The 22,766-nt window shown below is 57.2% G+C and carries 22 protein-coding genes; 11 read left to right on the top strand and 11 right to left on the bottom strand.

Annotated features, from left to right (window positions below; translation table 11 throughout):
- Positions 1 to 7 precede the first annotated feature (7 nt).
- Both OSH04_RS05930 and glnQ read left to right on the top strand, forming a co-directional pair.
- A complete protein-coding gene (locus OSH04_RS05930; RefSeq protein WP_022983464.1) occupies positions 8 to 787 on the top strand; it encodes an ABC transporter permease subunit in 780 nt (259 codons plus the stop codon).
- Positions 784 to 1,512, top strand: a complete 729-nt coding sequence (glnQ, locus tag OSH04_RS05925; protein ID WP_009454997.1) for a glutamine ABC transporter ATP-binding protein GlnQ — start codon at positions 784 to 786, stop codon at positions 1,510 to 1,512. The genes OSH04_RS05930 and glnQ overlap by 4 nt, the downstream gene beginning before the upstream one ends.
- Positions 1,513 to 1,622: 110 nt before the next feature.
- On the opposite strand, the gene OSH04_RS05920 is transcribed toward glnQ, so the two are convergent.
- The 3 genes from OSH04_RS05920 to OSH04_RS05910 all read right to left on the bottom strand — a co-directional run bounded on the left by OSH04_RS05920 (position 1,623) and on the right by OSH04_RS05910 (position 4,250).
- Positions 1,623 to 2,330, bottom strand: a complete 708-nt coding sequence (locus OSH04_RS05920) for a hypothetical protein (protein WP_009454993.1) — start codon at positions 2,328 to 2,330, stop codon at positions 1,623 to 1,625.
- A 163-nt stretch (positions 2,331 to 2,493) separates the two neighbouring features.
- Entirely contained in the window at positions 2,494 to 3,204 is a 711-nt protein-coding gene (gene murU / locus OSH04_RS05915; protein ID WP_083054101.1) for an N-acetylmuramate alpha-1-phosphate uridylyltransferase MurU, read from the bottom strand.
- Positions 3,204 to 4,250: an aminoglycoside phosphotransferase family protein gene (locus OSH04_RS05910; protein WP_266108104.1), complete on the bottom strand. Its 1,047-nt coding sequence runs from the start codon at positions 4,248 to 4,250 to the stop codon at positions 3,204 to 3,206. The genes murU and OSH04_RS05910 overlap by 1 nt, the downstream gene beginning before the upstream one ends.
- A 123-nt stretch (positions 4,251 to 4,373) precedes the next feature.
- Here OSH04_RS05910 and OSH04_RS05905 point away from each other — a divergent pair, with 123 nt between their 5' ends.
- Genes OSH04_RS05905 through rsmA form a run of 3 tightly spaced genes read left to right on the top strand, consistent with a single transcriptional unit; the run spans position 4,374 to position 9,005 of the window.
- Complete coding sequence (locus OSH04_RS05905; RefSeq protein ID WP_309544372.1) at positions 4,374 to 6,761, top strand: LPS-assembly protein LptD; 2,388 nt, start codon at positions 4,374 to 4,376, stop codon at positions 6,759 to 6,761.
- On the top strand, positions 6,754 to 8,205 hold the full coding sequence (locus tag OSH04_RS05900; RefSeq protein WP_035271041.1) for a peptidylprolyl isomerase: 1,452 nt from the start codon (positions 6,754 to 6,756) through the stop codon (positions 8,203 to 8,205). Before OSH04_RS05905 ends, OSH04_RS05900 begins: the two co-directional genes overlap by 8 nt.
- 8 nt (positions 8,206 to 8,213) lie before the next feature.
- Entirely contained in the window at positions 8,214 to 9,005 is a 792-nt protein-coding gene (gene rsmA, locus OSH04_RS05895) for a 16S rRNA (adenine(1518)-N(6)/adenine(1519)-N(6))-dimethyltransferase RsmA (protein WP_060185620.1), read from the top strand.
- Between the two features lie 162 nt (positions 9,006 to 9,167).
- Here the strand turns inward: rsmA and OSH04_RS05890 are convergent, their stop codons facing one another.
- The 7 genes from OSH04_RS05890 to glyQ form a co-directional block, all read right to left on the bottom strand.
- Complete coding sequence (locus OSH04_RS05890) at positions 9,168 to 10,397, bottom strand: nucleoside recognition domain-containing protein (RefSeq protein WP_083054098.1); 1,230 nt, start codon at positions 10,395 to 10,397, stop codon at positions 9,168 to 9,170.
- A gap of 194 nt (positions 10,398 to 10,591) precedes the next feature.
- A complete protein-coding gene (gene gloA / locus OSH04_RS05885; RefSeq protein ID WP_035271035.1) occupies positions 10,592 to 10,987 on the bottom strand; it encodes a lactoylglutathione lyase in 396 nt (131 codons plus the stop codon).
- A gap of 29 nt (positions 10,988 to 11,016) precedes the next feature.
- A complete protein-coding gene (locus tag OSH04_RS05880; RefSeq protein ID WP_266108103.1) occupies positions 11,017 to 11,898 on the bottom strand; it encodes a M48 family metallopeptidase in 882 nt (293 codons plus the stop codon).
- A complete protein-coding gene (locus OSH04_RS05875) occupies positions 11,864 to 12,613 on the bottom strand; it encodes a lysophospholipid acyltransferase family protein (protein WP_009454973.1) in 750 nt (249 codons plus the stop codon). Before OSH04_RS05875 ends, OSH04_RS05880 begins: the two co-directional genes overlap by 35 nt.
- 1 nt (position 12,614) lies before the next feature.
- On the bottom strand, positions 12,615 to 13,154 hold the full coding sequence (gene gmhB, locus OSH04_RS05870; RefSeq protein WP_026485199.1) for a D-glycero-beta-D-manno-heptose 1,7-bisphosphate 7-phosphatase: 540 nt from the start codon (positions 13,152 to 13,154) through the stop codon (positions 12,615 to 12,617).
- Complete coding sequence (gene glyS, locus OSH04_RS05865; protein WP_266108102.1) at positions 13,154 to 15,286, bottom strand: glycine--tRNA ligase subunit beta; 2,133 nt, start codon at positions 15,284 to 15,286, stop codon at positions 13,154 to 13,156. The genes gmhB and glyS overlap by 1 nt, the downstream gene beginning before the upstream one ends.
- On the bottom strand, positions 15,286 to 16,191 hold the full coding sequence (glyQ, locus tag OSH04_RS05860) for a glycine--tRNA ligase subunit alpha (protein WP_026485201.1): 906 nt from the start codon (positions 16,189 to 16,191) through the stop codon (positions 15,286 to 15,288). The genes glyS and glyQ overlap by 1 nt, the downstream gene beginning before the upstream one ends.
- Here glyQ and OSH04_RS05855 point away from each other — a divergent pair.
- From OSH04_RS05855 to OSH04_RS05845, 3 genes are read left to right on the top strand one after another with little or no spacing between them, the layout of a single operon-like run.
- Positions 16,138 to 16,383 (top strand): hypothetical protein, encoded by a 246-nt coding sequence (locus OSH04_RS05855; RefSeq protein ID WP_162473396.1) that lies wholly within the window; start codon positions 16,138 to 16,140, stop codon positions 16,381 to 16,383. The two genes, glyQ and OSH04_RS05855, sit on opposite strands and share 54 nt — an antisense overlap.
- Positions 16,384 to 16,433: 50 nt before the next feature.
- Positions 16,434 to 17,201 (top strand): crotonase/enoyl-CoA hydratase family protein, encoded by a 768-nt coding sequence (locus OSH04_RS05850; protein WP_257113070.1) that lies wholly within the window; start codon positions 16,434 to 16,436, stop codon positions 17,199 to 17,201.
- Between the two features lie 39 nt (positions 17,202 to 17,240).
- Entirely contained in the window at positions 17,241 to 18,761 is a 1,521-nt protein-coding gene (locus OSH04_RS05845; RefSeq protein ID WP_022983469.1) for a fumarate hydratase, read from the top strand.
- A 325-nt stretch (positions 18,762 to 19,086) separates the two neighbouring features.
- Here OSH04_RS05845 and OSH04_RS05840 read toward each other — a convergent pair whose 3' ends face one another.
- Positions 19,087 to 19,674 (bottom strand): TetR/AcrR family transcriptional regulator, encoded by a 588-nt coding sequence (locus tag OSH04_RS05840; RefSeq protein ID WP_254002741.1) that lies wholly within the window; start codon positions 19,672 to 19,674, stop codon positions 19,087 to 19,089.
- Between the two features lie 133 nt (positions 19,675 to 19,807).
- Here OSH04_RS05840 and OSH04_RS05835 point away from each other — a divergent pair, with 133 nt between their 5' ends.
- The 3 genes from OSH04_RS05835 (at position 19,808) to OSH04_RS05825 (ending at position 22,720) form a co-directional block, all read left to right on the top strand.
- Positions 19,808 to 21,010: an MFS transporter gene (locus OSH04_RS05835; protein ID WP_022983470.1), complete on the top strand. Its 1,203-nt coding sequence runs from the start codon at positions 19,808 to 19,810 to the stop codon at positions 21,008 to 21,010.
- A gap of 24 nt (positions 21,011 to 21,034) precedes the next feature.
- Positions 21,035 to 22,222: an MFS transporter gene (locus tag OSH04_RS05830; protein ID WP_060185627.1), complete on the top strand. Its 1,188-nt coding sequence runs from the start codon at positions 21,035 to 21,037 to the stop codon at positions 22,220 to 22,222.
- Between the two features lie 219 nt (positions 22,223 to 22,441).
- Positions 22,442 to 22,720, top strand: coding sequence for a hypothetical protein (locus tag OSH04_RS05825; protein ID WP_022983473.1), 279 nt, complete (start codon positions 22,442 to 22,444; stop codon positions 22,718 to 22,720).
- The last annotated feature ends 46 nt before the right edge of the window (positions 22,721 to 22,766 follow it).

The raw sequence follows: 22,766 nt of genomic DNA, 5'->3' as shown, positions 1-22,766 counted from the left end.
TACAAAAATGACGCTGCTCATTACCCTTTTGGGGTTGGTGGGTGGCGCTATATTGGGTTTTCTGACCGGGGTGATTACCACCTATATTCGGGTACCGGTCACCTGGCGCCGAGCCGCCTTGTTCGTGTTGGGCGTGTTTGCACTGGGCTTTGCGCTCAAGGGCCTGTCCTGGCTGATGAGCAATTGGCTAAGCTTTGTGCCAGCCTGGATCTGGAGCTCCATACAGGCGCTGATCGCTCTGTCGCTATTGGGTTTTTTCAGACGCTATCTGCTGTATGTACTCTCTTTCCTGTGTCAGCTTTACGTGCTGTTCATCCGCGGCACGCCTATCGTGGTGCAGGTGATGTTCATCTACTTCGCGCTGCCCATGCTGGCCAGTATCCGAATTGACGGGCTGACCGCGGCGATCTTCACCTTGATGATCAACTCCGGGGCCTATATTTCCGAGATTGTGCGTGGTGCCTTGCAATCTGTGCCCAAGGGCCTGAAAGAGGCCGGAGAGGCCATGGGCCTGCCATTTCACAAGATCTTGCGCCACATTATTGGACCGGTGGCGTTTCGCCGCATGATTCCCGCCATGGGTAACCAGTGCATCATCAGCTTGAAGGATTCTTCGCTGTTTATTGTGATTGGGGTTGCCGAGCTGACTCGTCAGGGCCAGGAAATTATTGCGAATAACTTCCGTTCGGTGGAGATTTGGGGAGCGGTGGCGGTGATCTACCTGATCCTGACCAGCCTGATTGCCCTGACTCTGAAGTTTATTGAACACCGCATGAGGATTGTATGAGTATTGTCGAGTTCAAGAAGGTAACCAAGCGCTTTGGCGACAATATCGTGCTCGACGATATCAGTCTGAATATTGATAAAGGCGAAGTGGTTGTGGTGGTTGGCCCGTCCGGGTCGGGGAAATCCACCTTCCTGCGCTGCATCAACAAGCTGGAAGACATTCAGGCTGGCGATATCGTGGTCAATGGTTTGAGCGTCAATGGCACGCCCGCTCAGGTACGCGATTTGCGCCGGGAAGCAGGGATGGTGTTCCAGCAGTTCAATCTGTTTCCACAGATGAGCGCTTTGGAAAACGTCATGTTCGGGCCTATCCATACGCGTGGCACCAGCCGCTCTCAGGCGCGTGAGGAAGCGACGGAGTTGCTGGCCAAGGTCGGTCTGGCCGAGCGTATGAACCATTATCCTAACGAGCTGTCCGGTGGTCAGCAGCAGCGGGTCGCCATTGCTCGTGCCTTGGCGATCAAACCCAAGCTGATGCTGTTTGATGAGCCTACCTCCGCACTGGACCCGGAACTGCGTCAGGAAGTGCTCAAGGTCATGCAGTTGCTGGCTGAGGAGGGCATGACCATGGTGGTGGTGACACACGAGATGGATTTTGCGCGTCGTGTGGGTAGCCGTCTGATCTTTATTGATCAGGGCAGGGTGGCGCACGATGGCCCGCCTGCGGAGTTGCTGAGCAATCCACCTAGCCAACGTTTGAAAGACTTTTTGCAGCACGTGGCTTAAGAGTCTGGCTGGATCGTCGGCTAAAAAAAGCCCTTCAGGATTTTGGCGATGAAGCCAAGGGCCTGAAGGGCTTTCTTGTGACTATCAGCCTGTGCGTGACAGGTCAGCGCTTATCGGGAGGGCGTCACGTAGATGGTGCGCGTGGCAACGACGCGGTTCGCGCCATCCGGCTTGATGCGGATCGTGACCTGACGGGGCGTAAAGCCGGCGGGCAGCTCTGCGGAGCCATTGATGTAGGCGTAACGGCCGACGCTGACAGGCTGGCTGGGCAGGTCCACATTGCCGCTGCGACCATTGCTGTAGCGGCCAGCAGCAACCAACTCCATGGTGCCGGTGAATTCGGCGTCCTTGCCCTTGTCCTGCATTAGCAGCACAAAGTGGTTCAGTTGGCCGTCCGTAACCGAGAACTCGGCAGCGCGAATGCCAGGGGAGGTGCCGCGCGGGTCAGGAGGCATGGCATCGGCAAATAGCGCGATATCCTTTTCCAGCTTGGTGACCATGGCCTGCAGATCGCTGGTCTGTTTGCCCAGCTTGTCTTCCTTCTGGCTGACATCTTCAAGATCGCGACTGGTCTGGTTCAACTGAGCTTGCAGACGTTGCTTGTCAGCATTGGCGCTGTTGAGGTCATAGTGCAGTTGTTCCGACTGCTCCACGGTCAGGCGCGTAGGGCCATAACTTTTTTGCAAGAACAGCAGGCCACCAGCACCTAGGGCAATACCTGTCAAAAGCAGGACAAACCAGCGTGGAATACGGCGTTTTCGACGGCTGGAGCCGTAGGCGGTGGGTTTGAATACGGTGCGTTTGGAGGAACCAAGCATGAGAACAGACGTTCCTGTCAGACAAGGGACTCAAAGCAAATCAAGTCCCGATTACAAAACCCATTAGCATAGACGTCATTGGGGCTACGGAGGCGGGATGGCTGGCTTTGTTGCCCTTTGTTGTGCTTGGAAACGTCTGCCAGCTAGCCTGGAAAATATCAGTTTACTGTGAGGGTGCTAACGATTCCAAGTGTTGGTTTAACTGGGCTAATCGTTCGGGGGTACCGACATCCATCCAGAAACCTTCATGCAGACTGCCCAGCACCTGCCGGCGCTCGATGGCGGCATGCAGCAGGGGGGCGGCTTTGGCAGGCTGATCTTTGGGCAGATGGGCAAAGAGTTCGGGTTTGTAGACCCCTATGCCGCTCAAGGTGGCGCTGCGGGCACCCGCAAGGGTTTTGGCACATAGGTGCAATTGTCCTTCTTGCATGCCAAAGTCGCCTTCGGGGTGGTGGGGCGGGTTGGGTGTCAGGATCAACCAGGCCTGCTCCCGGCCAGCTTGCAAACGTTCGGCCATGGCAAAGGCTTGGGCAGGATCCCAATCGGACCAGATATCGCCATTCATTAACAGGAAAGGCTGGCCCTGGAAAAAATCCAGTGCCTTGGCAATGCCACCGGCAGTTTCCAGGGCAGATGATTCAGGCGAGTAGCTCAGGCGCAGGCCCCATTGGCTGCCATCACCCAGAGTGGATTCAATCTGCTCACCCAACCAGGCGTGGTTGATGATGACTTCTCGAAAGCCGGCTTTGGCCAGCGCGCGCAAGTGCCAGACGATGAGAGGCCGACCACCTGCCGGAATCAGGGGTTTGGGGCAGGTGTCGGTCAAGGGGCGCATGCGCTCACCTCGACCGGCCGCCAGAATCATGGCGCGCATCAGACCGTCATGCCCAAAACAGTTTGGCGACCTTCCAGGCGGTTCAGCAGGCGCAGCAAACCGTTAAAACACTCGTAGCGGCTGGCCACCTGATGTACATAGCCCAGCAGGCGGGGCATATGGTCCAGATAATGATGTTTGCCGTCACGCAGAGAGAGGCGGGCAAACACACCCAGAATGCGCAGATTGCGTTGCAGGCCCATCCATTCGTATTGCTGGTGGAACACGGCAAAGTCGGCAGGCACATCCAGGCCGGCTTCCATGGCGGCTTGCCAGTAGCGAATTGCCCAGTCCAGTTGCTGCTCTTCCGTCCAGGTAACACGCGCGTCCATCACCAGGGAGGCAATGTCATAGGTGATGGGGCCAGCCAGGGCGTCCTGGTAGTCGATAACACCGGGCTCGCTTTGGCCGGGCAGGGGCATCATCAAATTAGGGCTGTGGAAATCCCGGTGCACGAGTACAGTAGCGCTTTGCACATTGGCTTGAACCAGCTCGGCAAAGGTTTTGCGCAACATCTCCTGATCTTTTTCGCTCAGTTCGAACTGGCGATGTTTTTGGATGTACCACTCGGGGAACACCTGCAGCTCTTCCAGCAAACGCTGTTCGTTGTAGGAAGGCAAGCCCGTGGTGTCGGCTTGTTGCAATTTCACCAAGGTCAACAGCGTACTGCGGTACAGTTTGTCCAGCTCGCTTTGCGGCATGGGGTTTTTCAGCGCGGTCTGAAAATTGTCCTGACCCAGATCGCTGAGCAGCAAAAAGCCTTGTTCAGTGTCTGCTGCCAGGATTTCGGGCACGTGGATGCCCGTCGGTGCCAGCAGTTCGGTAACGTGCACAAAGGGCTTGCAGTCTTCCGTGGCCGGAGGCGCATCCATCAACACGACGGTTCGATCCTGGGCTTGCAGGCGAAAGTAACGGCGAAAGCTGGCGTCGCTGGAGGCCGTTTGCAGGCTGTCCAGATCCAGTCCAAACCGGGACTTCAGGGTGTTCAGCCAGGTAATTGCTTGCTGCAAACGAGGGTCGGTAGCGGCAGAAATAGAAGCAGACATAAATAAAGGGAAGCAGAAGATCGTAACGGATTAGTGTTTAGCAGTGCCGCTAAACGGCAGGCTTAACTATAATACCGGGTCGCCAGGGTTTTTCGTCTCTGGTGGAACAAATGCAGGACATAAATGCAGGACACAACTGGAGGCGCAGTCTTAGTGCGAGTTGCGGCGTGGTATATCGTGTTGATGATGACAGGCATGGGGGTCGCCCAGGCTCAGTCGTCCGTGCGTCCGTCTTTAAAGACGTCCCCCGGTTTGCAAGTGCGCAAGCTCCAGGAAGAGGATATGGCCGTCTATCTGATAGGCGACCAGATGAAAACACTGGAAGATGGCACCTTGCGTCTGGAAGGCGGTGCCCAGGTCCGGCGCATTGATTCTGTCGTCAAAGGCGACCGGATCGACTATCAGGAAAAAACCGGCCAGGTGGAAGTACGTGGCAACGGCTTGATCATGCGTGATGGGGCCCTGGTGCGCAGCCCGGAGTTTGATTACAACCTGGACGCGGATACAGGGCGCATGTCGTCCCCGGAGTTCTGGCTGGGGGCCACCGGCGGTAGCGGTACCGCGACGCAGGCTGATATTCTCAGTTCCAACCATATGCGGCTATCCGATGTGAATTACTCGGGTTGTCCATGTCCTGAGCCTGCCTGGTATATCCAGTCGCCCAAGGTTGATCTGTATTCCAAGGAAAACGAAGGGGTGGCGCGTAATGGCGTCTTGTACTTCAAGGGTATGCCCCTGTTGTATTCTCCCTACCTGACCTTTCCGCTCCGTAAAGAGCGAAAGTCCGGTTTCCTTTTGCCTACTTACGGCATGACGACGCGGGGTGGTGTAGACCTGAGCGTGCCGTATTACCTGAATCTGGCCCCTAATTACGACGCCACCCTGACGCCCCGCTTCATGGCTAAACGCGGCGCCATGTTGGGGGGGGAATTCCGTTATCTGGGTGACAGCTTCTCCGGAGAGTTGACCGGTAACTATCTGCCTGATGACAAGGAGCTGGGTTATAAACGCTGGCTGTTCATGGGGCAGTATCGTCAGAGCCTGCCTGCCAGTTTCTATTTGAATGCGGATATCCGCCGTGTCTCGGATGATGATTATTTCCGTGACTTCAGCAGTTTTGGATTGAACGATTCCACCATTCAGGATCTGGCCAGCACGGTGACTCTGGGTTGGGGCGGTTCCAAGTATTTCCGTTCTCATGTCAGTGCGACGCGCTATCAGACTTTGCAGGACTCCTCGTCCTGGTATCGTCAGCCGCAGTACGACAAATTGCCAGAATGGTATTTGGGCGCATCCCGTTATAACTGGGGTGGCTTTGATGTGGTCAGCGATAACTACGCGACGCGTTTCCGCATGCCCTTTTATAGTGGCAACCTGAGCGAATTCGATAATATGCGCAGTACCCGTCTGGCTCCAGATGGTACGCGTTTCTCGTCTTACACAACGGTGGCTTACCCCATCGTTCGCCCAGGTTGGTACATCACGCCCAAAGCTGGCTTGCATATGAGCCAATACCAGACAGACTGGTATGTGGGTGATCCTAATATGGCGCGTTTCGCGGACCGGGCCCGTACGCAAAGTCGTGTCTTGCCTATCCTGTCCCTGGATACCGGCATGACCTTCGAGCGTGACACCACCTTGTTTGGCAACGACTCCATTCAAACCCTGGAGCCGCGTGTTTACTATCTGTACGTGCCTTATCGCGACCAATCCTCGCTGCCCTTATACGACACCAGTCTGGCCAGTTTCAACTTTGCCCAGGCTTTCAGCGAAAATATCTTCTCCGGTGGTTGGGACCGTATCTCCAATGCAAACCAGGTCACCGTGGGTCTGACGTCCCGCTGGCTGGATGCCGACACGGGCTTCGAGCGTCTGGTTCTGCAGGCCGCTCAGCGCTTGTATTTTGATAAGCAAACCGTAACACTGGGCGATGAAAAAGCGCGTACCAGTACTCGTTCCGATTATCTGGTCGGTGCCAGTGCGGCTTTGACCAATACGTTCTCGGTCAACTTCGATGCGCAATTCAACCCGGACGAAAAACGCCGCAACCGTCTGGCCTCCGGTATTCGTTGGCGTCCTAAACGCCTGGCAACACTGGGTTTGAACTATCGTTATGAACGTGACCCCCGTCAGGTTGTTGATCCAAACTTTACGCCCGTTGACGAAGATCATCGTGGCAAGGAATACGTCTCCATGACTGGCCAATGGCCTTTGAGCAACAAGGTGTACGCTGTGGGACGTTACGATTACTCCATCCAGGAAAGCCGTGGCACGCAAACGGTGCTGGGGCTGGAGTATAAAGGCGACTGTTGTTGGGCGGCTCGTGTGGTGATGCAACGCTATGCGGTTTCGGCCAGGGAAACCAATAAGGCCCTATTCTTCCAGCTGGAGCTATCCGGTTTGGGCGGAATTGGCAACGACCCTATCAAAATGCTGCGTGACCGTGTGATTGGCTATGAACCCGTCACCAATCCCGTACAGGAAAAAATGATTCATGAGAGGTATGAATAATATGCGTTTCAGCTTGAAAAACCGTACCCTGTCATTGGCTTTGATGGCCGTCATGGGGCTGGGCACGGCTCAAATGGCTCAGGCGCAGTCCAAGCCCGCTGCAGCCAAGGCGGCACCCGCTGCTTCCTCCCAGTTTGTGGATGGCATTGCTGCCGTGGTTAATGACGAGGTGATTACCCTGCGTCAGGTTGATCTGGAAGCCGCACAGGTGCTGGAACAGTTAAAGCAGCAGAAAATTCCTGCTCCTGATCATGACATCTTGCGCAAACAGGTTTTGCAACGGCTGATCAATGAGCGCCTGGAGCAGCAGGAAGCTCGCGCCATGGGGATTTCAGTCGGTCCACAGCAAGTGGATGAAGGTGTGCGCATGATTGCTTCGCGCAACAATATGACCGAAGCTCAGTTGCGAGCCGAGATTGAAAAAAATGGCATTAGCTGGGAGCAGTACCGTGCCAATCTGAAGCAGGAAATCCTGCTGGATCAGTTGCGCATGCGAGCGGTCGACAGCAGCATCAATATTACGGACGCCGACATTGATATTTACCTGCGCTCTCAAGGTGGCGCAGGTTTGGGCAATTTGGGACAATCGGCGGCACAGGCGCAGAATGCACCTGTCAGTCTGGCGCAGATCCTGGTGCGTGTGCCTGAAGGCGCGAACTCCAGCGAAGAAGCGCGTTTGCGGACCAAAGCAGAAGGCCTGCTGGCCCAGGTTCGTTCCGGCGCAGACTTTGCTGGTTTGGCTGCCTCCAACTCGGATGGTCAAGAGGCCCTGAGCGGTGGTGCGTTGGGAACTCGTTCCTTGTCCGACTGGCCAGACTTATTTGCACAAGCTGTCCATAACCTGGCCCCCGGCCAGGTTTCCGACCTGATCCGCAGTGGTCAAGGCTTCCATATTCTGAAGGTGCTGGAGCGTGGCGGTGCTGCGCCTAGCAATACTTCGCCTGTGCCTAGTGCGGCATCGGCGCAGTCCGGTCCCATGATGGTGACCCAGACTCATGCTCGCCATATTCTAGTCAAGCTGTCCAAGGTTATGACTTCCGAGCAGGCTCGTCAGCGCATTGAGCAACTGCAAGTGCGTTTGCGCAATGGCGAGTCCTTCCAGGATCTGGCCAAGCGTTACTCGGAAGACAGCAGCGCACCACAAGGTGGTGATTTGGGTTGGCTCTCGCCTGGCGAGACTGTGCCTCCGTTCGAGCAAGCCATGGACAAGCTGCAACCCGGCAACGATACCGCCGTGGTGGAGTCCCAGTTTGGCTGGCACCTGATCCAGGTGATCGAGCGCCGTACCCGCAATATGGAAGGTGAGTACAAGCGCATGCAGGCCCGTCAGGCTCTGTTCCAGCAGCGTGCCGAGCCTGCCTTTGAAGATTGGCTGAACAGCCTGCGCGGCCGCGCTTACATTGATAACCGTTTGGACCCCGAGTCCAGCACCCGCCGTCGCTAAGGATAAGTATGGCCCAGCATCAGGCGCGCAAGCGCTTTGGACAGAACTTTCTGGAAGATGAGGCCATCATCGACCAGATCATCCGTGCGATTGGCCCTCGGCCTGTCGATAATATGGTGGAAATTGGTCCGGGCCTCTCGGCCCTGACCCGACCGCTGACGCAGGCGCTGGAGCGTTTGCGTGTGGTCGAGATTGACCGTGATCTGGCAGCCCGTCTGCGTAATCACTATTCGCCCAGCAAGCTGGAAATCATTGAGGCTGATGCCTTGAGTGTGGACTTCGGTGCTTTAGGCCCGAATCTGCGTATTGTGGGTAATCTGCCGTACAACATCTCCAGCCCCTTGCTCTTTCATTTGCTGGACTATGCCGATGCCGTGGTGGATCAGCACTTCATGCTGCAACGCGAAGTGATTGATCGCATGGTCGCCAAACCCGGCTCTTCAGACTACAGCCGCCTCTCGGTGATGTTGCAGTCGCGCTATCGCATGGTGAAGTTGTTTGAAGTGCCGCCCGAGGCATTCAACCCACCACCGCGTGTTGTGTCGGCAGTCGTGCGTATGGTGCCCCTGGCGGCAGATCGTCCCCAGGCGCGTGACGGGCGTGTGTTCAGCCAGGTTGTGGCGCGGGCCTTCTCGCAAAAACGCAAGATGTTGCGCGGTGGTCTGGGTGACTGGACGGCTCATATCGACTGGGAGGCGCTGGAAATTGCACCTACCAGCCGTCCGGCTGATTTGTCCCTGGAACAGTACATTGCCCTGGCCGATCACCTGATGGATAAGGGCGTTATCCAAGCCGCCTGATAGACAAAACTCCATAATGAACGACACCCCAAAACGGGATATAGATTCCGTTTTGGGGTGTTTTTTTATGAGGGACACCGTTGAGGCCATACGGAATGATCGGCCATTCCTGGCTGAGTCTGCAGTGGCAGAGTTTCCTGCCCTCATGCAGAGCCCTGGCTCCTAGCCAAAGAACCAATAGCAGACCGCAATCGAGGCCAGCACGCCTGCCAGATCAGCAATCAAGGCGCAGGAAACCGCGTGGCGGGCACGTTGGATGCCGACCGCACCAAAGTAAACCGCCAGCACATAGAAAGTTGTCTCTGTGCTGCCCTGCACGGTCGCACCCAGCAGGGCCGGGAAGCTGTCCACGCCGTGATGCTGCATGGTTTCAATCAACAGGGCACGAGCGGCACCGGCTGAAAAGGGTTTGACCAGAGCGGTAGGCAAGGCATCAATAAAACGCGTATCCAGTCCGGTCAGGTTCACCAGCCAGCGGATCACGTCCAGCACGATATCCAGAGCGCCAGAGCTGCGTAGCACGCCCACAGCGCACAGCATGGCCACCAGATAGGGCAACAGATCCCTGGCAACACTAAAGCCTTCTTTAGCACCTTCTACAAAGGCCTCATACAGAGGAATCTTGCGTCGCCAGCCCATCAGCAGGAAAAGCCAGATGATGGACAGCAAGGTCAGGTTGCCCATCAGAGAGGACAGCGACTGGATGGCTGCTGCACTGAGCGTAGCCAGCAAGGCCATGAAAGAGCCCAGGATCAGCGCAAAAACGCCAAACCACAGCATCAGAACGGGATCAAATAAACGCAGGCGCTGAACCAGGGCAACGCTGAGCAAGCCCGCCAGGGAAGAGGCGGTGGTGGCCAGCAAAATAGGCAGGAACACCATCGTAGGATCGGGCGCACCTTGCTGAGCCCGGTACATGAAGATGCTGATGGGGATCAGCGTCAGCGACGAGGCATTCAGCACCAGAAACAGGATCTGGGCGTTGGTGGCCGTGTCCGGATGTGGGTTCAGCGTTTGCAGCGATTTCATGGCCCGCAAGCCGATGGGCGTGGCGGCGTTGTCCAGGCCCAGGCCATTGGCCGCGAAGTTCAGCGTGATCAGCCCCAGAGCAGGGTGACCGGCAGGCACACCCGGCATCAAGCGGCTAAATAGTGGGCCCAGCCAGCGAGCCAGGATATCGATCAGCCCGGCCTTCTCGGCAATTTTCAAGAAACCCAACCACAGGGTGAGCGTGCCAAAAAGCAGCAGCATCAGTTGCACGGACAGGGCGGCCATATCGAACAGGCTGCGCACCATCTGCGCAAAAATTTCGCTATTTCCCCCGACCAGCCACTGGTAAAACCCGCTGACGGCGGCAATCAGGAAGAAAAACAGCCAAAGAGTATTGAGCATAGTGTTGGCAGAAAACAGGGCAGGGAAAAGCCAAGCTAGATTGTCGCAGAATACAGGCGGGTTTTAGCGGCTACGGTATGTAAGGGCTGTGGCACAAATAGTCGCAAAACACGATTTGGGCACGTTTGTGCCAAGTTGAACAATTAGGGGGAAGCATAAAAAAAACCGGCCAATTAAGGCCGGTTCTGTTTGCTTTAATCCACGCGCCCTTTGGCCTGGATCAGTTCAATCTTGTAGCCATCCGGATCTTCTACAAAGGCGATCACGGTGGTGCCGTGCTTCATCGGGCCTGCTTCGCGTACGACTTTGCCGCCACGAGCCTTGATGTCCTCACAGGCTTTGTAGGCATCAGGCACTTCCAGTGCAATGTGGCCATAGCCGTCGCCCAGATCGTAGGAGGGGGTGTCCCAGTTGTGGGTCAGCTCCAATACGGCGGCTTCGGACTCGTCCTGATAGCCAACAAAAGCCAGGGTGAAGCGGCCGTCCGGGTAGTCGGACTGGCGCAGCAATTTCATGCCCAGCACTTCGGTGTAAAAGGCCAGAGAACGGTCCAGATTGCCGACACGCAGCATGGTGTGCAGGATACGCATAAGGTAGAGCTCCTAGAGTTCAACCTGCCTTAAAGCAGGGGCAGGGTGCCTGGATCATATTGTCGTAATTGATTGCGCGCATTGACAAAATCAGGGTAGAGCGTTTCGACCAAGGCCCAGAAACGTGGGCCGTGATTCATCTCTTGCAGATGCGCGACCTCGTGAGCGACGACGTAATCAATGATGGATGGGTGAAAGTGTATCAGGCGCCAGTTCAGCATAATCGTGCCGTCACTGTTGCAGGAGCCCCAGCGTTTGGCGGGGGCCGCCAGTCGCAATTTGCTGGCACTCAAGCCCGACAGGTTCAAATAATGTTGCAGCCGCTGCTCAAACCACTGTTTGGCTTGTTTTTGCAGCCAGGCCTGCGTCAGTTCCTGCACACGCTGTGGTTCGGCACCGACGGGCAGGGGGAGTGACAGGCGTTGACCTCCTTGAACCTGACCGGCTCGTCCGTCGAAATGTACCTGCTGAATCTGCGGGTTCAGGCTAAGGCGGATGGGCTCGCCCATAAAGGGCAGGGTGTCGCCATCGACCCATTGCAGGCTTTGCAAGGCCAGTTGTTCACGACGCTGCTGGTATTCGCGCAGCTTGCGCAGTATCCAGGCGCTTTTGCTGTGCAGCACCTGCTCGGCCTGACTGATCTTGACCCAGGAGGGCAGGGCAACGGTCAGGCCACTGTCGTTAATGGTCAAGCCCAGAGTCCGGCGGCGGGAGCGTTTGAGCTGATAGCCAATGGTGTGGCCATCCAGCTCCACCTGCTGCCATTGCACGCCTTCCGGCAAGCTTTCGGGCCGGACAGTCAGGGCACTTTGGGGGGGCAGAGCGGAACCGGCGGGCGGCTTTTCTTGCCGCTGCGCCGGGTGGGGAAAGGCCGTGTCAGGAAACAGAGCCAGTTGTGGGGGGACCGTCATAGCGTTCCGGGTTCAAGACGCGCATTTCGGTTTCAATCCATGTCTGTACGCGTTGGTTTACTTCTTCAGGGGTCAGCCCCGCAGGATCAATGGGAGGACCAAAGGAGATAGTAACCAAGCCCGGCGTCTTGATAAAGGCATTGCGACGCCAGCATTCGCCCGCATTATGCGCCACGGGAATAATGGGCGTGCCAGTACGGCTGGCCAGCAAGGCGCCACCCATCTTGTAGCGGCCGGTAGAGCCTGGGGCGGTACGGGTGCCTTCGGGAAACAACAAGGGCCAGCGGCCTTCGTCAATGCGCTGCTGCCCGATCTTGATCACCTGTTCAAAGGCATCCCGGCCCTTGGCACGGTCAATAGGGATCATGCGCAGCAAAGCCAGCCCCCAACCAAAGAAAGGGACTTTGTGCAGTTCACGCTTGTACACAAAGCACACCTGACGCGGCATGTAAGAAGGAAAGAACAGCGTTTCCCAGGCCGACTGGTGCTTGGACAGGATGATGGCCTTGCCATCGGGCAGGTTTTCCCAGCCCTTGGTCTGCCAGCGTATGCCCAGGATCGTGCGCGCACCCCAGACAGCCAGACGTGGCCAGCCAGTGGTAAAGCGATAGCGTATATCCAGGGGCAGTGGCGCAATAATCAGGCAGGCAAAGGCGTAGGGGATAACGGTAATCAACAAAAAGAGTTGATAGAGTGAAGCGCGGATAATGCCCATATCAGTTTCCGTGGAGCCATTTGTCGACAACAGCGGCCAGATCGGCCTCGACGCGCGTGCCTTCGGGCAAGCCGCCTTTCTCTAGGGTACGCATGCCTTTGCCGGTCTGGACCAGCCAGGGGGCACAACCGGCTTGGCTGGCCGCTTGCAGATCGCGCAAGGAATCGCCCACCGAGGGTACGGCTTGCAGGTTTACTTCATAGCGATGTGCAATGTCGCGAAACATGCCGGGGGCCGGTTTGCGACAGGTGCAGCCATCATCCGGGCCGTGCGGGCAAATAAAGATGGCGTCGATAAAGCCACCCAGCAAGGCCAGTTCACGGCGCATCTTGGCATGGATGGCATTGAGCGTGGTCATGGAAAACAAACCACGCGCCAGACCGGACTGGTTGGTGGCAATGACCACCTTCCAGCCGTTTTCGGTCAGGCGGGCCAAGGCCTCCAGACTGCCTGGGATGGCCTCCCACTCTTGTGGGCTTTTGATAAAGGCATCGCTGTCATGGTTGATGACACCGTCCCGATCAATGATGGCAAGTTTCACTAGTTAGCCAGCCTGGAAAGATCCGCAACCTGGTTCATCAGTGCATGCAGCTTGGCTAGCAAGGCCAGGCGATTGGCACGGATGGCAGGGTCTTCGGCCATGACCATGACGTCCTGGAAGAAGTTGTCCACGGCACCACGGGCCTGGGCCAGCGTGGCCAGGGAAGCATCAAATTCACCGGCTTCAAACTGGGCCTGGGCAACGGGCTGCAATTCCTGAATCTTGGTAGCCAGCTCGCGCTCGGCGGGCTCGACCAGCAGTTGGTCGTCCAGTGTTGCCTGTTCGCCTTCGGCTTTCTTGAGCAGATTGCTGACGCGCTTGTTGGCGGCAGCCAGGCTCTCGGCTTCAGGGCGTTGGGCAAAAGAGGCGCAAGCCTGAATGCGGGCGTGAACCTGTTCCAGTGGTGGGCGCAGGGCCAGCACGGCATCGACCACGCTGCGCTCGTAATCGTTGCTGAGCTGATTGCGGTAACGCTCGTAGATGAAGGTCTGAACCGCATCGACCGTGTCATCGGCCAGAACCCCGTCCTTGAAGAAGGAAGCGGTGGTGTTCAGCAGCGTATCCAGATTCAGGCTATTGGCCTTCAATTGGGAACCGGCTTGCAGTTGTTCGTAGGCGCTGATCAGGCCCAGAGCCGCACGGCGCAGGGCGTAGGGGTCGCGTTCGCCAGTTGGAGCCAGCCCAATGCCCCAGATACCGACCAGAACTTCGGCGCGCTCGGCCAGGAACAGAATGGCTTGGGTCAGGCTGGCATCTGTGACAGCCTGGTCCAGACGGTGACGGTATTGCTCGCGAATAGCCAGCACGATGTCCTCGGGCTCGCCATCGCCTTGGGCGTAGTAAGCGCCCATCACGCCTTGCAGCTCGGGGAACTCGCCCACCATATTGGAGTTCAAGTCCGCCTTGGCCAGCAAAGCGGCACGACGGGCGTGCTCTTCATTCGCGCCCAGTTGCTTGGCAATGTAGCCAGCCACGGACTGCAGGCGCTCGATGCGGTCCAGCTGCGAACCCAGCTTGTTGTGGTACACGCTGCCAGCCAGTGTGGAAACACGCTCGGCCAAAGTTTGCTTGCGATCGGTTTCAAAGAAGAACTGAGCGTCCGCCAGACGGGGGCGCACCACACGCTCGTTACCTTCGATGATGTTGCTGGGATCATCCACCTTCATATTGCTGACGATCAGGAAGCGATTGGTCAGCTTTTGTGTGGCGGGGTCAAACAGCGGGAAATACTTTTGATTCAGACGCATGGTCAGAATCAGACATTCGGATGGCACTTGCAGGAACTGCTCGTCAAACTGGCCCACGTACACGGTGGGGTATTCGACCAGAGCGGTGACTTCGTTCAGCAGGGCTTCCACTTCGGGATCGTTGCCCAAGGTGGAGTTCAGGCGTTTGGCTTCAGCTTCCAGGTCGGTGCGAATCTGCTCGCGACGAACTTCGAAGGAAGGAACCACCCAGCCTTGCTCCTGGACTTGTGCGGCCCAGCTGTCGGCATCACGGATGTCGAAGGGGACATCGCACATGAAGCGGTGACCGTGTGTCTGGCGACCGGCTTGCAGGCCCAGGGCGCTGACGGGAACGATGTCCGACCCCCACAGGGCGACCAGGCCGTGAGCAGGGCGTACAAAGCGCACGCTGCTGACACCATCGGCCAACTGATAGCGCATCACTTTAGGGATGGGCAGGTGGGTAATGGACCATTCCAGGGCCTCTTGCAGACCGTCTTTCAGGGCGGCGCCAGTGGCAATGCCGCTGGCGTACAGGTAATCCTGCTTGCCATCGGATTCGCGCAGCAGGTCGCTGGCCTTCAGATGCTCCAGGCCTTTGGCAGCCAGGCGCTTGGCTAGTGCCGGTGCGATCTCACCATTGGCATCCAGGCCAATATGCGCGGGCATCAGCTTTTCGGTATAAGGCTGGTCTTCGGCTTGCTGGTACGCAGCGCTGAACCAGGCCGCCAGACGGCGAGGCGTAGCATAGGCGCGCACTTCACAGTTCGGGGCCAGCAGGGCTTGCTCGCCCAATACTTTTTGCAGACCTTCGCTAAAGGCTTGCCCCAGCTGTTGCAGCGCTTTGGGGGGCAGTTCTTCGGTGAACAGTTCAATCAGCAAAGGTTGTGTCGAGGAGGCATTCATTACTTGGCCTCCGAGGATTTGTTGCTCAGCATGGGGAAACCTAGGCGTTCGCGGGAGTCGTAGTAAGCCTGTGCGACAGCGCGGGACAGATTGCGGATACGGCCAATATAGGCAGCGCGCTCGGTCACACTGATGGCGCCGCGGGCATCCAGCATATTGAAGGTGTGGGCAGCTTTCAGCGTTTGCTCGTAAGCGGGCAGGGCCAGCGGCACGTCAATGATGCGCTTGGCTTCGGCTTCGTAGTCGTTGAAATGCGCAAACAGTACATCGGTGCTGGCGTGCTCGAAGTTGTAGGTGGATTGCTCCACTTCGTTCTGGTGGAACACGTCGCGGTAATAAATACGCTGGCCGTTGTGACCTTCGGTCCAGACCAGATCGTAGACGCTTTCCACACCTTGCAAGTACATGGCCAGACGCTCCAGACCGTAGGTGATCTCGCCCGTGGTTGGCGTGCAGTCCAGACCGCCTACTTGCTGGAAGTAGGTGAACTGGGTGACTTCCATACCATTGAGCCAGACTTCCCAGCCCAGACCCCAGGCGCCCAGTGTCGGGTTTTCCCAGTCGTCTTCAACAAAACGGATGTCGTGCGCTTTGGGGTTGATGCCCAAGGCTTCCAGCGAGCCGATATACAAGTCCAGAATGTTTTCAGGTGCGGGCTTGAGCACGACCTGAAACTGGTAGTAGTGTTGCAGGCGGTTGGGGTTGTCCCCGTAACGCCCGTCTTTGGGGCGGCGCGAAGGCTGCACATAGGCAGCGCGCCACGGTTCAGGGCCGATGGCCCGCAAAAAGGTTGCCGTATGAGAGGTTCCGGCACCGACTTCCATATCGTAGGGCTGAAGCAGAGCGCATCCGTGCTTGTCCCAGTATTGCTGGAGCGTAAGTATGATTTGCTGAAAGGTGAGCATGAGCAATGGCCAGTAAAGCGAGAATCTGCAAAATTTTTCTATTTTAGCGTGAACTGCGCCCTTGCAGCAGAAAAGCGCCCGCAATGGGCTATTTTGGCCGTCCGGGCCATGGGCAAGGCCGCTGTGTACCGGGCGGTCAAGTTGTTTTTAGACGTATCATATGCGTTTGTCCAAATACTGCTTATTTGCTGACCTGATCTTGAAACAGAATCTCGGGCGGCAGTCTAAAGGAGGCTAGGTCCATGAGTGAACTTGTCACGCTTGAACGTATCGGCAAGGTGTTGTTGATTACTTTGAACCGTCCCGAGGCACGCAATGCCATCAACCTGGAAACCGCGCAGGCGCTGGCCCAGGCTCTGGATGAGTTCGATGCCGACCCCAGCATTGCCGTAGGCGTGCTGACAGGGGCCAACAATACCTTCTGCGCCGGTATGGATTTGAAAGCCTTTGCCAAGACTGGCCAGCGCCCTTATGTAGGCGACCGCGGCTTTGCCGGTATTTGCGAGCGTCCGCCTGCCAAACCTCTGATTGCTGCTGTGGAAGGCTACTGCCTGGCCGGTGGTTTTGAAATTGCCCTGTCCTGCGATTTGATTGTGGCGGCCAATAGCGCCAACTTTGGCCTGCCTGAGGTGAAACGCGGCATTGTCCCCGGATCGGGCGGCATGGTGCGCTTGCCTAGCCGTATTCCTTACCACATGGCCATGGAAATGGTGCTGACCGGTGGTATGTACCCTGCAGCCCGTATGGCTGAGCTGGGTCTGGTCAGCCGTCTGGCCGAACCCGGCAAAGCTACCGAGCAGGCGCTGGCACTGGCCGAGCAGATCGCCGCCAACGGTCCTTTGGCCGTGCAAACCGCCAAGAGCATCATTTCCCAGTCGCGCGACTGGCGTCAGTCGGATCTGTTCGATCTGCAGCGCCCCCGTATCGCCGGCATTTTTACCTCTGCAGACGCCAAGGAAGGCGCGACGGCTTTTGCCGAGAAGCGCGAACCTGTCTGGCAGGGCAAATAGTTTCCCCTTGTTCATCCCGTTTTTTATATAGACGCCACCATGACCACGATCAAAGAAGACGATCTGATTCAGTCCATCGCTGATGCGGTGCAGTTCATCAGTTACTACCATCCCACCGACTATCTGGAACATCTGGCCCGCGCTTATGAGCGCGAACAGAACCCGGCGGCCAAAGATGCCATCGCCCAGATCCTGACCAACTCGCGCATGTGTGCCGAGGGCCATCGCCCCATCTGTCAGGACACCGGGGTGGTGAACGTATTCCTGAAAGTGGGCATGGGTGTGCGCTTTGATACCAAGCGTTCCTTGCAGGAGCTCTGTGACGAGGGGGTGCGTCGCGGTTATCTGAATCCGGATAATCCACTGCGTGCCTCCATCCTGAACGACCCCTTGTTCACCCGTAAAAACACGCGCGATAACACACCCTGTATTGTGAATGTGGAACTGGTCGCTGGGGATCAGGTTCACATTCAAGTGGCCGCCAAGGGCGGTGGTTCGGAAAACAAGAGCAAGTTCGTGATGCTCAACCCCAGCGATTCTCTGGTGGACTGGGTGCTCAAGACGGTTCCTACGATGGGCGCTGGCTGGTGTCCTCCGGGCATGCTGGGTATTGGCGTGGGCGGTACGGCTGAAAAAGCCATGCTGATGGCCAAGGAGGCCCTGATGGAAGATATCGATATGTACGAGCTGCTGCAACGCGGCCCGCAAAGCAAGCTGGAAGAGCTGCGTATCGAACTGTATGAGAAGGTCAATGCTCTGGGTATTGGCGCGCAAGGTCTGGGCGGTTTGACCACCGTGCTGGACGTGAAGATCAATACCTTCCCGACTCATGCCGCTTCCAAGCCTGTGGCCATGATTCCCAACTGTGCGGCAACCCGTCACGTACATTTCTCGCTGGACGGCAACGGCCCCGCCGAGCTGGCACCTCCGCCGCTGTCGGCCTGGCCTGACATTCACTGGGCGCCGGACTACAACAAGTCCCGCCAGGTGAACCTGGACGAGCTGACTCCTGAAGAAGTGGCTTCCTGGACGCCAGGTCAGACCTTGCTGCTGTCGGGCAAGATGTTGACTGGCCGTGACGCCGCCCACAAGCGTATTCAGGACATGCTGGAAAAAGGCGAATCCTTGCCTGTGGACTTCACCAACCGCGTGATTTACTACGTGGGCCCGGTTGATCCTGTGCGCGACGAGGCCGTTGGTCCAGCAGGCCCGACCACCGCCACTCGCATGGACAAGTTTACCGAGATGATGCTGGCCAAAACTGGCCTGATCTCCATGATCGGCAAGGCCGAGCGTGGCCCAACCGCGATTGAAGCGATTCGTGCTCACAAATCGGCTTACCTGATGGCTGTGGGCGGTTCCGCGTACCTGGTTTCCAAGGCCATTCGCAATGCGAAAGTGGTGGCTTTTGAGGACCTGGGTATGGAAGCCATTTACGAGTTCGAAGTTCAGGACATGCCCGTGACCGTGGCTGTGGACTCGCAAGGCGTGTCCGTTCACAACACTGGCCCTGCCGAGTGGCGCAAGCGTATCGCAGAGATCTCTTTGGTCGCTGTGTAAGACGTGAAACGGGAAGCTTGGGCTTCCCGGCGCTATAGATAGAAAACCCGCCTGAGTGTTTCTGGTCTGCTTGTAATAGCAGCGTCAGCACAACATTCAATGCGGGTTTTTTTATGTCTGTCGTTTGTATGAGCTTTGCTTGGCTGCCTGAATGTTCTGGTTTTAGGAGAGGCTCATTACCGCCACAGATGCCAGGACCGTATATTTCTGGCGGCTCAAGAGGTCGCGTAAACAAGAATTCGATCTGTTGATCTGCCTGCCGCTAGAAGCAGATGATCTCAGGCCCGCTCTTTGCCTGGGCACTGGCTTTTTCAGCATTGCCCGTTCAGGACTTGATCAGCAAGCCGCGCAGTAATAAATCCAGTGCAGCCAGCCCTTTTACCAAGCGGGCATCCCCATCCTCTCCCTGCGCAATCCAGAAGGCGGCTTCGGCCAGACTGCCGTAAATCAGGGAAGCCAGGGCGTGGGGATCTGCCTGTTCAATCCGACCTTGATCCATCAGTGCCTGAATCAAGCCTTCCATTGAACCCACGCAATACTGATGCGATTCGGGTGATGCGCCCCCCAGTACGGCCTTGGCATCACACAAGACAATGCGCTGCATTTCCGGTTCCAGCGCCATTTCCAGATAGGCATGGCAGCGGCGTACAAACCCGTCCCATGCGTCCTCGGAATTGTTTGAAATAGCCTGCAGGCGCTCGTCCATTTCCGCATCGATCTGGTCGACCACCGCCGCCAGCAAACCCTTTTTGTCACCGAAATGATGGTAGAGCGCACCACGTGTCAGGCCCGCTTGCGCTGTCAACTCGTCCATGGATGTGTCGGCATAGCCACGTTCCGCAAAGAACGTGCGAGCGGTGGCCAGCAGCGTGGCGCGGGTTTCTTCCATCTCGGCGCGGGTACGGCGTGCCATAGTTTCTCCTTACATACGAGTTGAATGTATATTTACATGCACGGCGTATGTATATATCATTTTAAACATACGCCCTGTATGTATTGTCGACGCATCACCGTGTCGTGGCAAGCGGGCGCTCACGGAGAATGTAATGGCTCAGCCTTATCGAGAACTTTTTGCCGCGCCTGGCACACGGGGATTCGCCCTGGCCGGGCTGCTGGCCCGGATTCCGCTGCCCATGATAGGGATAGGAATCATCACCATGCTGTCGCAACTGCGGGGCAGCTATGCCTTGGCGGGGGCGGTGTCCGCCTCCTTTGTATTGAGCTATGCGCTGCTATCGCCACAAGTGTCCCGTTGGGTGGACCGGCGTGGGCAAAGCCGTGTTCTGCCGCTAGCAACAGCCATTAGTGTTCTGGGCTTGTTGCTCTTGTTGGGGGCGACATGGTGGCAAGCGCCTGACTGGACCTTGTTTGCAGGCGCGGTGCTGGCCGGTTTCATGCCTAGCATGTCGGCCATGGTGCGTGCTCGCTGGACGGCGATTTATCGTGGGCAGGATCGCTTGCAAACAGCGTATTCGCTGGAAACCGTGCTGGATGAAGTCACCTTTATTGCCGGGCCGCCTTTGTCGGTGGGTTTGGCGGTCCTGGTGTTTCCACAAGCCGGTGTGCTGGCTGCTGCGCTATTGCTGATTGCCGGTGTGTCGGCTCTGTTATTGCAAAAGGGGACTGAGCCGCCGATCCAAGCACAGGAGCAGGGCAGCCGCCCTTCGGTCCTGCGTCTGAATAGTGTGCGTTTGCTGGCATTGCTGATGGTCGCCATGGGTGTGATTGTGGGCACCGTGGATATTGTCAGCGTGGCCTTTGCCCAGCAAATGGGGCAGCCGGGGGCGGCCAGCCTGGTGCTGTCGGCTTACGCCCTGGGTTCTTGCGCAGCAGGTCTGGTGTTTGGTGGTTTGAAGCTGAACATCCCTTTGCATCGCCTGCTGCTGTTGGGCGGTTTGGCTACCGCCGCTACGACCTTGCCTTTATTGCTGGTGGCCAGCGTGGCACAGCTGGCAGGGGCGGTTTTGCTGGCTGGTCTGTTTTTCGCCCCCACCATGATTGTGGCCATGTCGCTGGTCGAGCGTGTGGTGCCGGAGCAGCAATTAACCGAGGGCATGACCTGGCTGCTGGCTGGTCTGAATATTGGTGTGGCTATGGGGGCTGCCGCTTCGGGGCGGATGGTGGATCAGGGCGGAGCCAGTTCCGGCTTTATGGTTGCGCTCTATGCCGCTGCCCTGATCGTCTTGCTTGCCTTGTGCAGCTATCAAAGTTTGCGCGCCCCTGTAGTAGCCCGCTCCTGCGCTGTCTAGCCTTCTTTCTTTGAGCATGTAGCGATGAATACCTCTTCTCTATCCATGACCGGGCAGCCCAGCAAGCGGCAGTCCTGGCTGGCCGTTATCGCCGTTGGCCTAGCCACTTTTTCTGTGGTCACGACGGAAATGCTGCCCGTAGGTTTACTGACTCCCATTGCAGACAGTTTGCAGACTTCCACGGGGACGGCTGCTTTGCTGATTTCCTTGCCTGCCTTGTTGGCAGCCCTGTTTGCGCCTCTGGTGGTGCTGGCCTCTGGTGGCGTGGACAGACGCCGCATTCTGTGCGGTTTGCTGGCCTTGCTGGTGATGGCCAATATAGCCTCCGCCCTGGCTCCCAGCATCGCCTGGATGCTGGCCGCCCGTGTTCTGGTTGGTTTTTGTATGGGAGGCATCTGGGCCATTGCAGGTGGCTTGGCATCCCGTCTGGTTCCGGCTCAGTCTGCAGGTTTGGCAACCTCGATCATCTTCGGTGGGGTTGCCGCCGCTTCTGTGTTGGGCGTGCCATTGGGCGCATTGATGGGTGAACTGGCTGGATGGCGCTGGGCGTTTGGCGGCATGGCGCTGCTGAGCGCTTTGGTGTTGATCTTCCATCTGGCCGTGATTCCGCCCCTGTCCGTGTCGCGCTCGACCACATGGCGTCAGTTCGCCGAGCAGTTTGGCAATCGGCAGTTATGGTTTGGTTTGCTCTTGACCCTGATTCTGGTCGCGGGGCATTTCAGCGCATTTACCTTTGTGCGTCCGCTTTTGCTGGCTGTTTCCGGCATAGGTGCTCAATGGATAGGAGCCTTGTTGTTTGCTTATGGAGTGGCCGGGATTGTGGGCAATTTCCTGATCGGGATGTCGGCGGCCAAACGCACTGAAGCCAGCTTGATGGCCATAGCGTTGGGTCTAAGCATCACTGCTTTGCTTTTCTTGACAGTGGGTAGATCACCGCTGAGTGGAGGTGCGATTTTGCTGCTTTGGGGCCTGGCGTATGGCGGGGTGTCGGTAGGGCTGATGAGCTGGATGATGAAGGCCGCTGCCAATGCTGTTGAGGTGGCTACGGCGTTGTACGTGGCTGTGTTCAATATCGGCATAGCGCTTGGCTCCTGGCTGGGCGGGCAGACTGTGGATGCCTACGGTTTAAGCGCGAATCTGGGGTTGGCTGGAGCCGGATCGTTTGTTGTGTTTTTGCTGCTTTTCGGAACAATTTTGCATCAAAAAAAATGAGCAGAAAAAACGGGCCCGGACTGATTTTTCCGGGTTTGCCAGGGCGCAAGCGCGGGTTATTGCTTATTGGAGTTTTGGAGGAGCGCTGCGACGATGTCTGTCAGAACTCCTTGAAATATTCTGTACATCGTTATGTTGTACGGTATAGGGATGCTTTCTGGCTGACCTCCCTTATGGGCACACAACGTCGGTATGGGTGGTCTTAATTAAGGGCCTTGTATGACGCAACTTCAGCGCTCCATCACTATTCCGCAGCTCAACCCCACAATCTGGAACACTCTTGAGCTCGTGCGCTTACGCCAAACCCCCTGGCACAAGAAACAAGCAGTTTTTGAACAATTACAGTCGCTGGGATTAGTCCAAGCCATCCCGCAAACGACGCAGACTCCTTCCCCTTTCCCCGCTCCCCTGATAGCCATGTTGACCGAAGAAGGGCGGCAATTGCTGGAAGCTCGATCCAATCATCAAGAGGCCTTGATCAAGCTTTTGGACGCGTGATCCTTTAGCTTGAGCTGGTTTGGCTGGCTTGTCCTTTGCCGGACAG

This window comes from Alcaligenes nematophilus (assembly GCF_026344155.1).
In the GTDB taxonomy this organism is placed as follows: domain Bacteria; phylum Pseudomonadota; class Gammaproteobacteria; order Burkholderiales; family Burkholderiaceae_B; genus Alcaligenes; species Alcaligenes phenolicus.
This window is presented reverse-complemented; position numbering and strand designations above follow the sequence as displayed.

Bases quoted from the DNA above. Each gene is read 5' to 3' on its own strand.
- OSH04_RS05930 (WP_022983464.1), top strand. From the start codon at position 8: ATGACGCTGCTCATTACCCTTTTGGGGTTGGTGGGTGGCGCTATATTG.
- glnQ (WP_009454997.1), top strand. From the start codon at position 784: ATGAGTATTGTCGAGTTCAAGAAGGTAACCAAGCGCTTTGGCGACAAT.
- OSH04_RS05920 (WP_009454993.1), bottom strand. From the start codon at position 2,330: ATGCTTGGTTCCTCCAAACGCACCGTATTCAAACCCACCGCCTACGGC.
- murU (WP_083054101.1), bottom strand. From the start codon at position 3,204: ATGCGCGCCATGATTCTGGCGGCCGGTCGAGGTGAGCGCATGCGCCCC.
- OSH04_RS05910 (WP_266108104.1), bottom strand. From the start codon at position 4,250: ATGTCTGCTTCTATTTCTGCCGCTACCGACCCTCGTTTGCAGCAAGCA.
- OSH04_RS05905 (WP_309544372.1), top strand. From the start codon at position 4,374: ATGCAGGACACAACTGGAGGCGCAGTCTTAGTGCGAGTTGCGGCGTGG.
- OSH04_RS05900 (WP_035271041.1), top strand. From the start codon at position 6,754: ATGAATAATATGCGTTTCAGCTTGAAAAACCGTACCCTGTCATTGGCT.
- rsmA (WP_060185620.1), top strand. From the start codon at position 8,214: ATGGCCCAGCATCAGGCGCGCAAGCGCTTTGGACAGAACTTTCTGGAA.
- OSH04_RS05890 (WP_083054098.1), bottom strand. From the start codon at position 10,397: ATGCTCAATACTCTTTGGCTGTTTTTCTTCCTGATTGCCGCCGTCAGC.
- gloA (WP_035271035.1), bottom strand. From the start codon at position 10,987: ATGCGTATCCTGCACACCATGCTGCGTGTCGGCAATCTGGACCGTTCT.
- OSH04_RS05880 (WP_266108103.1), bottom strand. From the start codon at position 11,898: ATGACGGTCCCCCCACAACTGGCTCTGTTTCCTGACACGGCCTTTCCC.
- OSH04_RS05875 (WP_009454973.1), bottom strand. From the start codon at position 12,613: ATGGGCATTATCCGCGCTTCACTCTATCAACTCTTTTTGTTGATTACC.
- glyS (WP_266108102.1), bottom strand. From the start codon at position 15,286: ATGAATGCCTCCTCGACACAACCTTTGCTGATTGAACTGTTCACCGAA.
- glyQ (WP_026485201.1), bottom strand. From the start codon at position 16,191: ATGCTCACCTTTCAGCAAATCATACTTACGCTCCAGCAATACTGGGAC.
- OSH04_RS05850 (WP_257113070.1), top strand. From the start codon at position 16,434: ATGAGTGAACTTGTCACGCTTGAACGTATCGGCAAGGTGTTGTTGATT.
- OSH04_RS05845 (WP_022983469.1), top strand. From the start codon at position 17,241: ATGACCACGATCAAAGAAGACGATCTGATTCAGTCCATCGCTGATGCG.
- OSH04_RS05840 (WP_254002741.1), bottom strand. From the start codon at position 19,674: ATGGCACGCCGTACCCGCGCCGAGATGGAAGAAACCCGCGCCACGCTG.
- OSH04_RS05835 (WP_022983470.1), top strand. From the start codon at position 19,808: ATGGCTCAGCCTTATCGAGAACTTTTTGCCGCGCCTGGCACACGGGGA.
- OSH04_RS05830 (WP_060185627.1), top strand. From the start codon at position 21,035: ATGAATACCTCTTCTCTATCCATGACCGGGCAGCCCAGCAAGCGGCAG.
- OSH04_RS05825 (WP_022983473.1), top strand. From the start codon at position 22,442: ATGACGCAACTTCAGCGCTCCATCACTATTCCGCAGCTCAACCCCACA.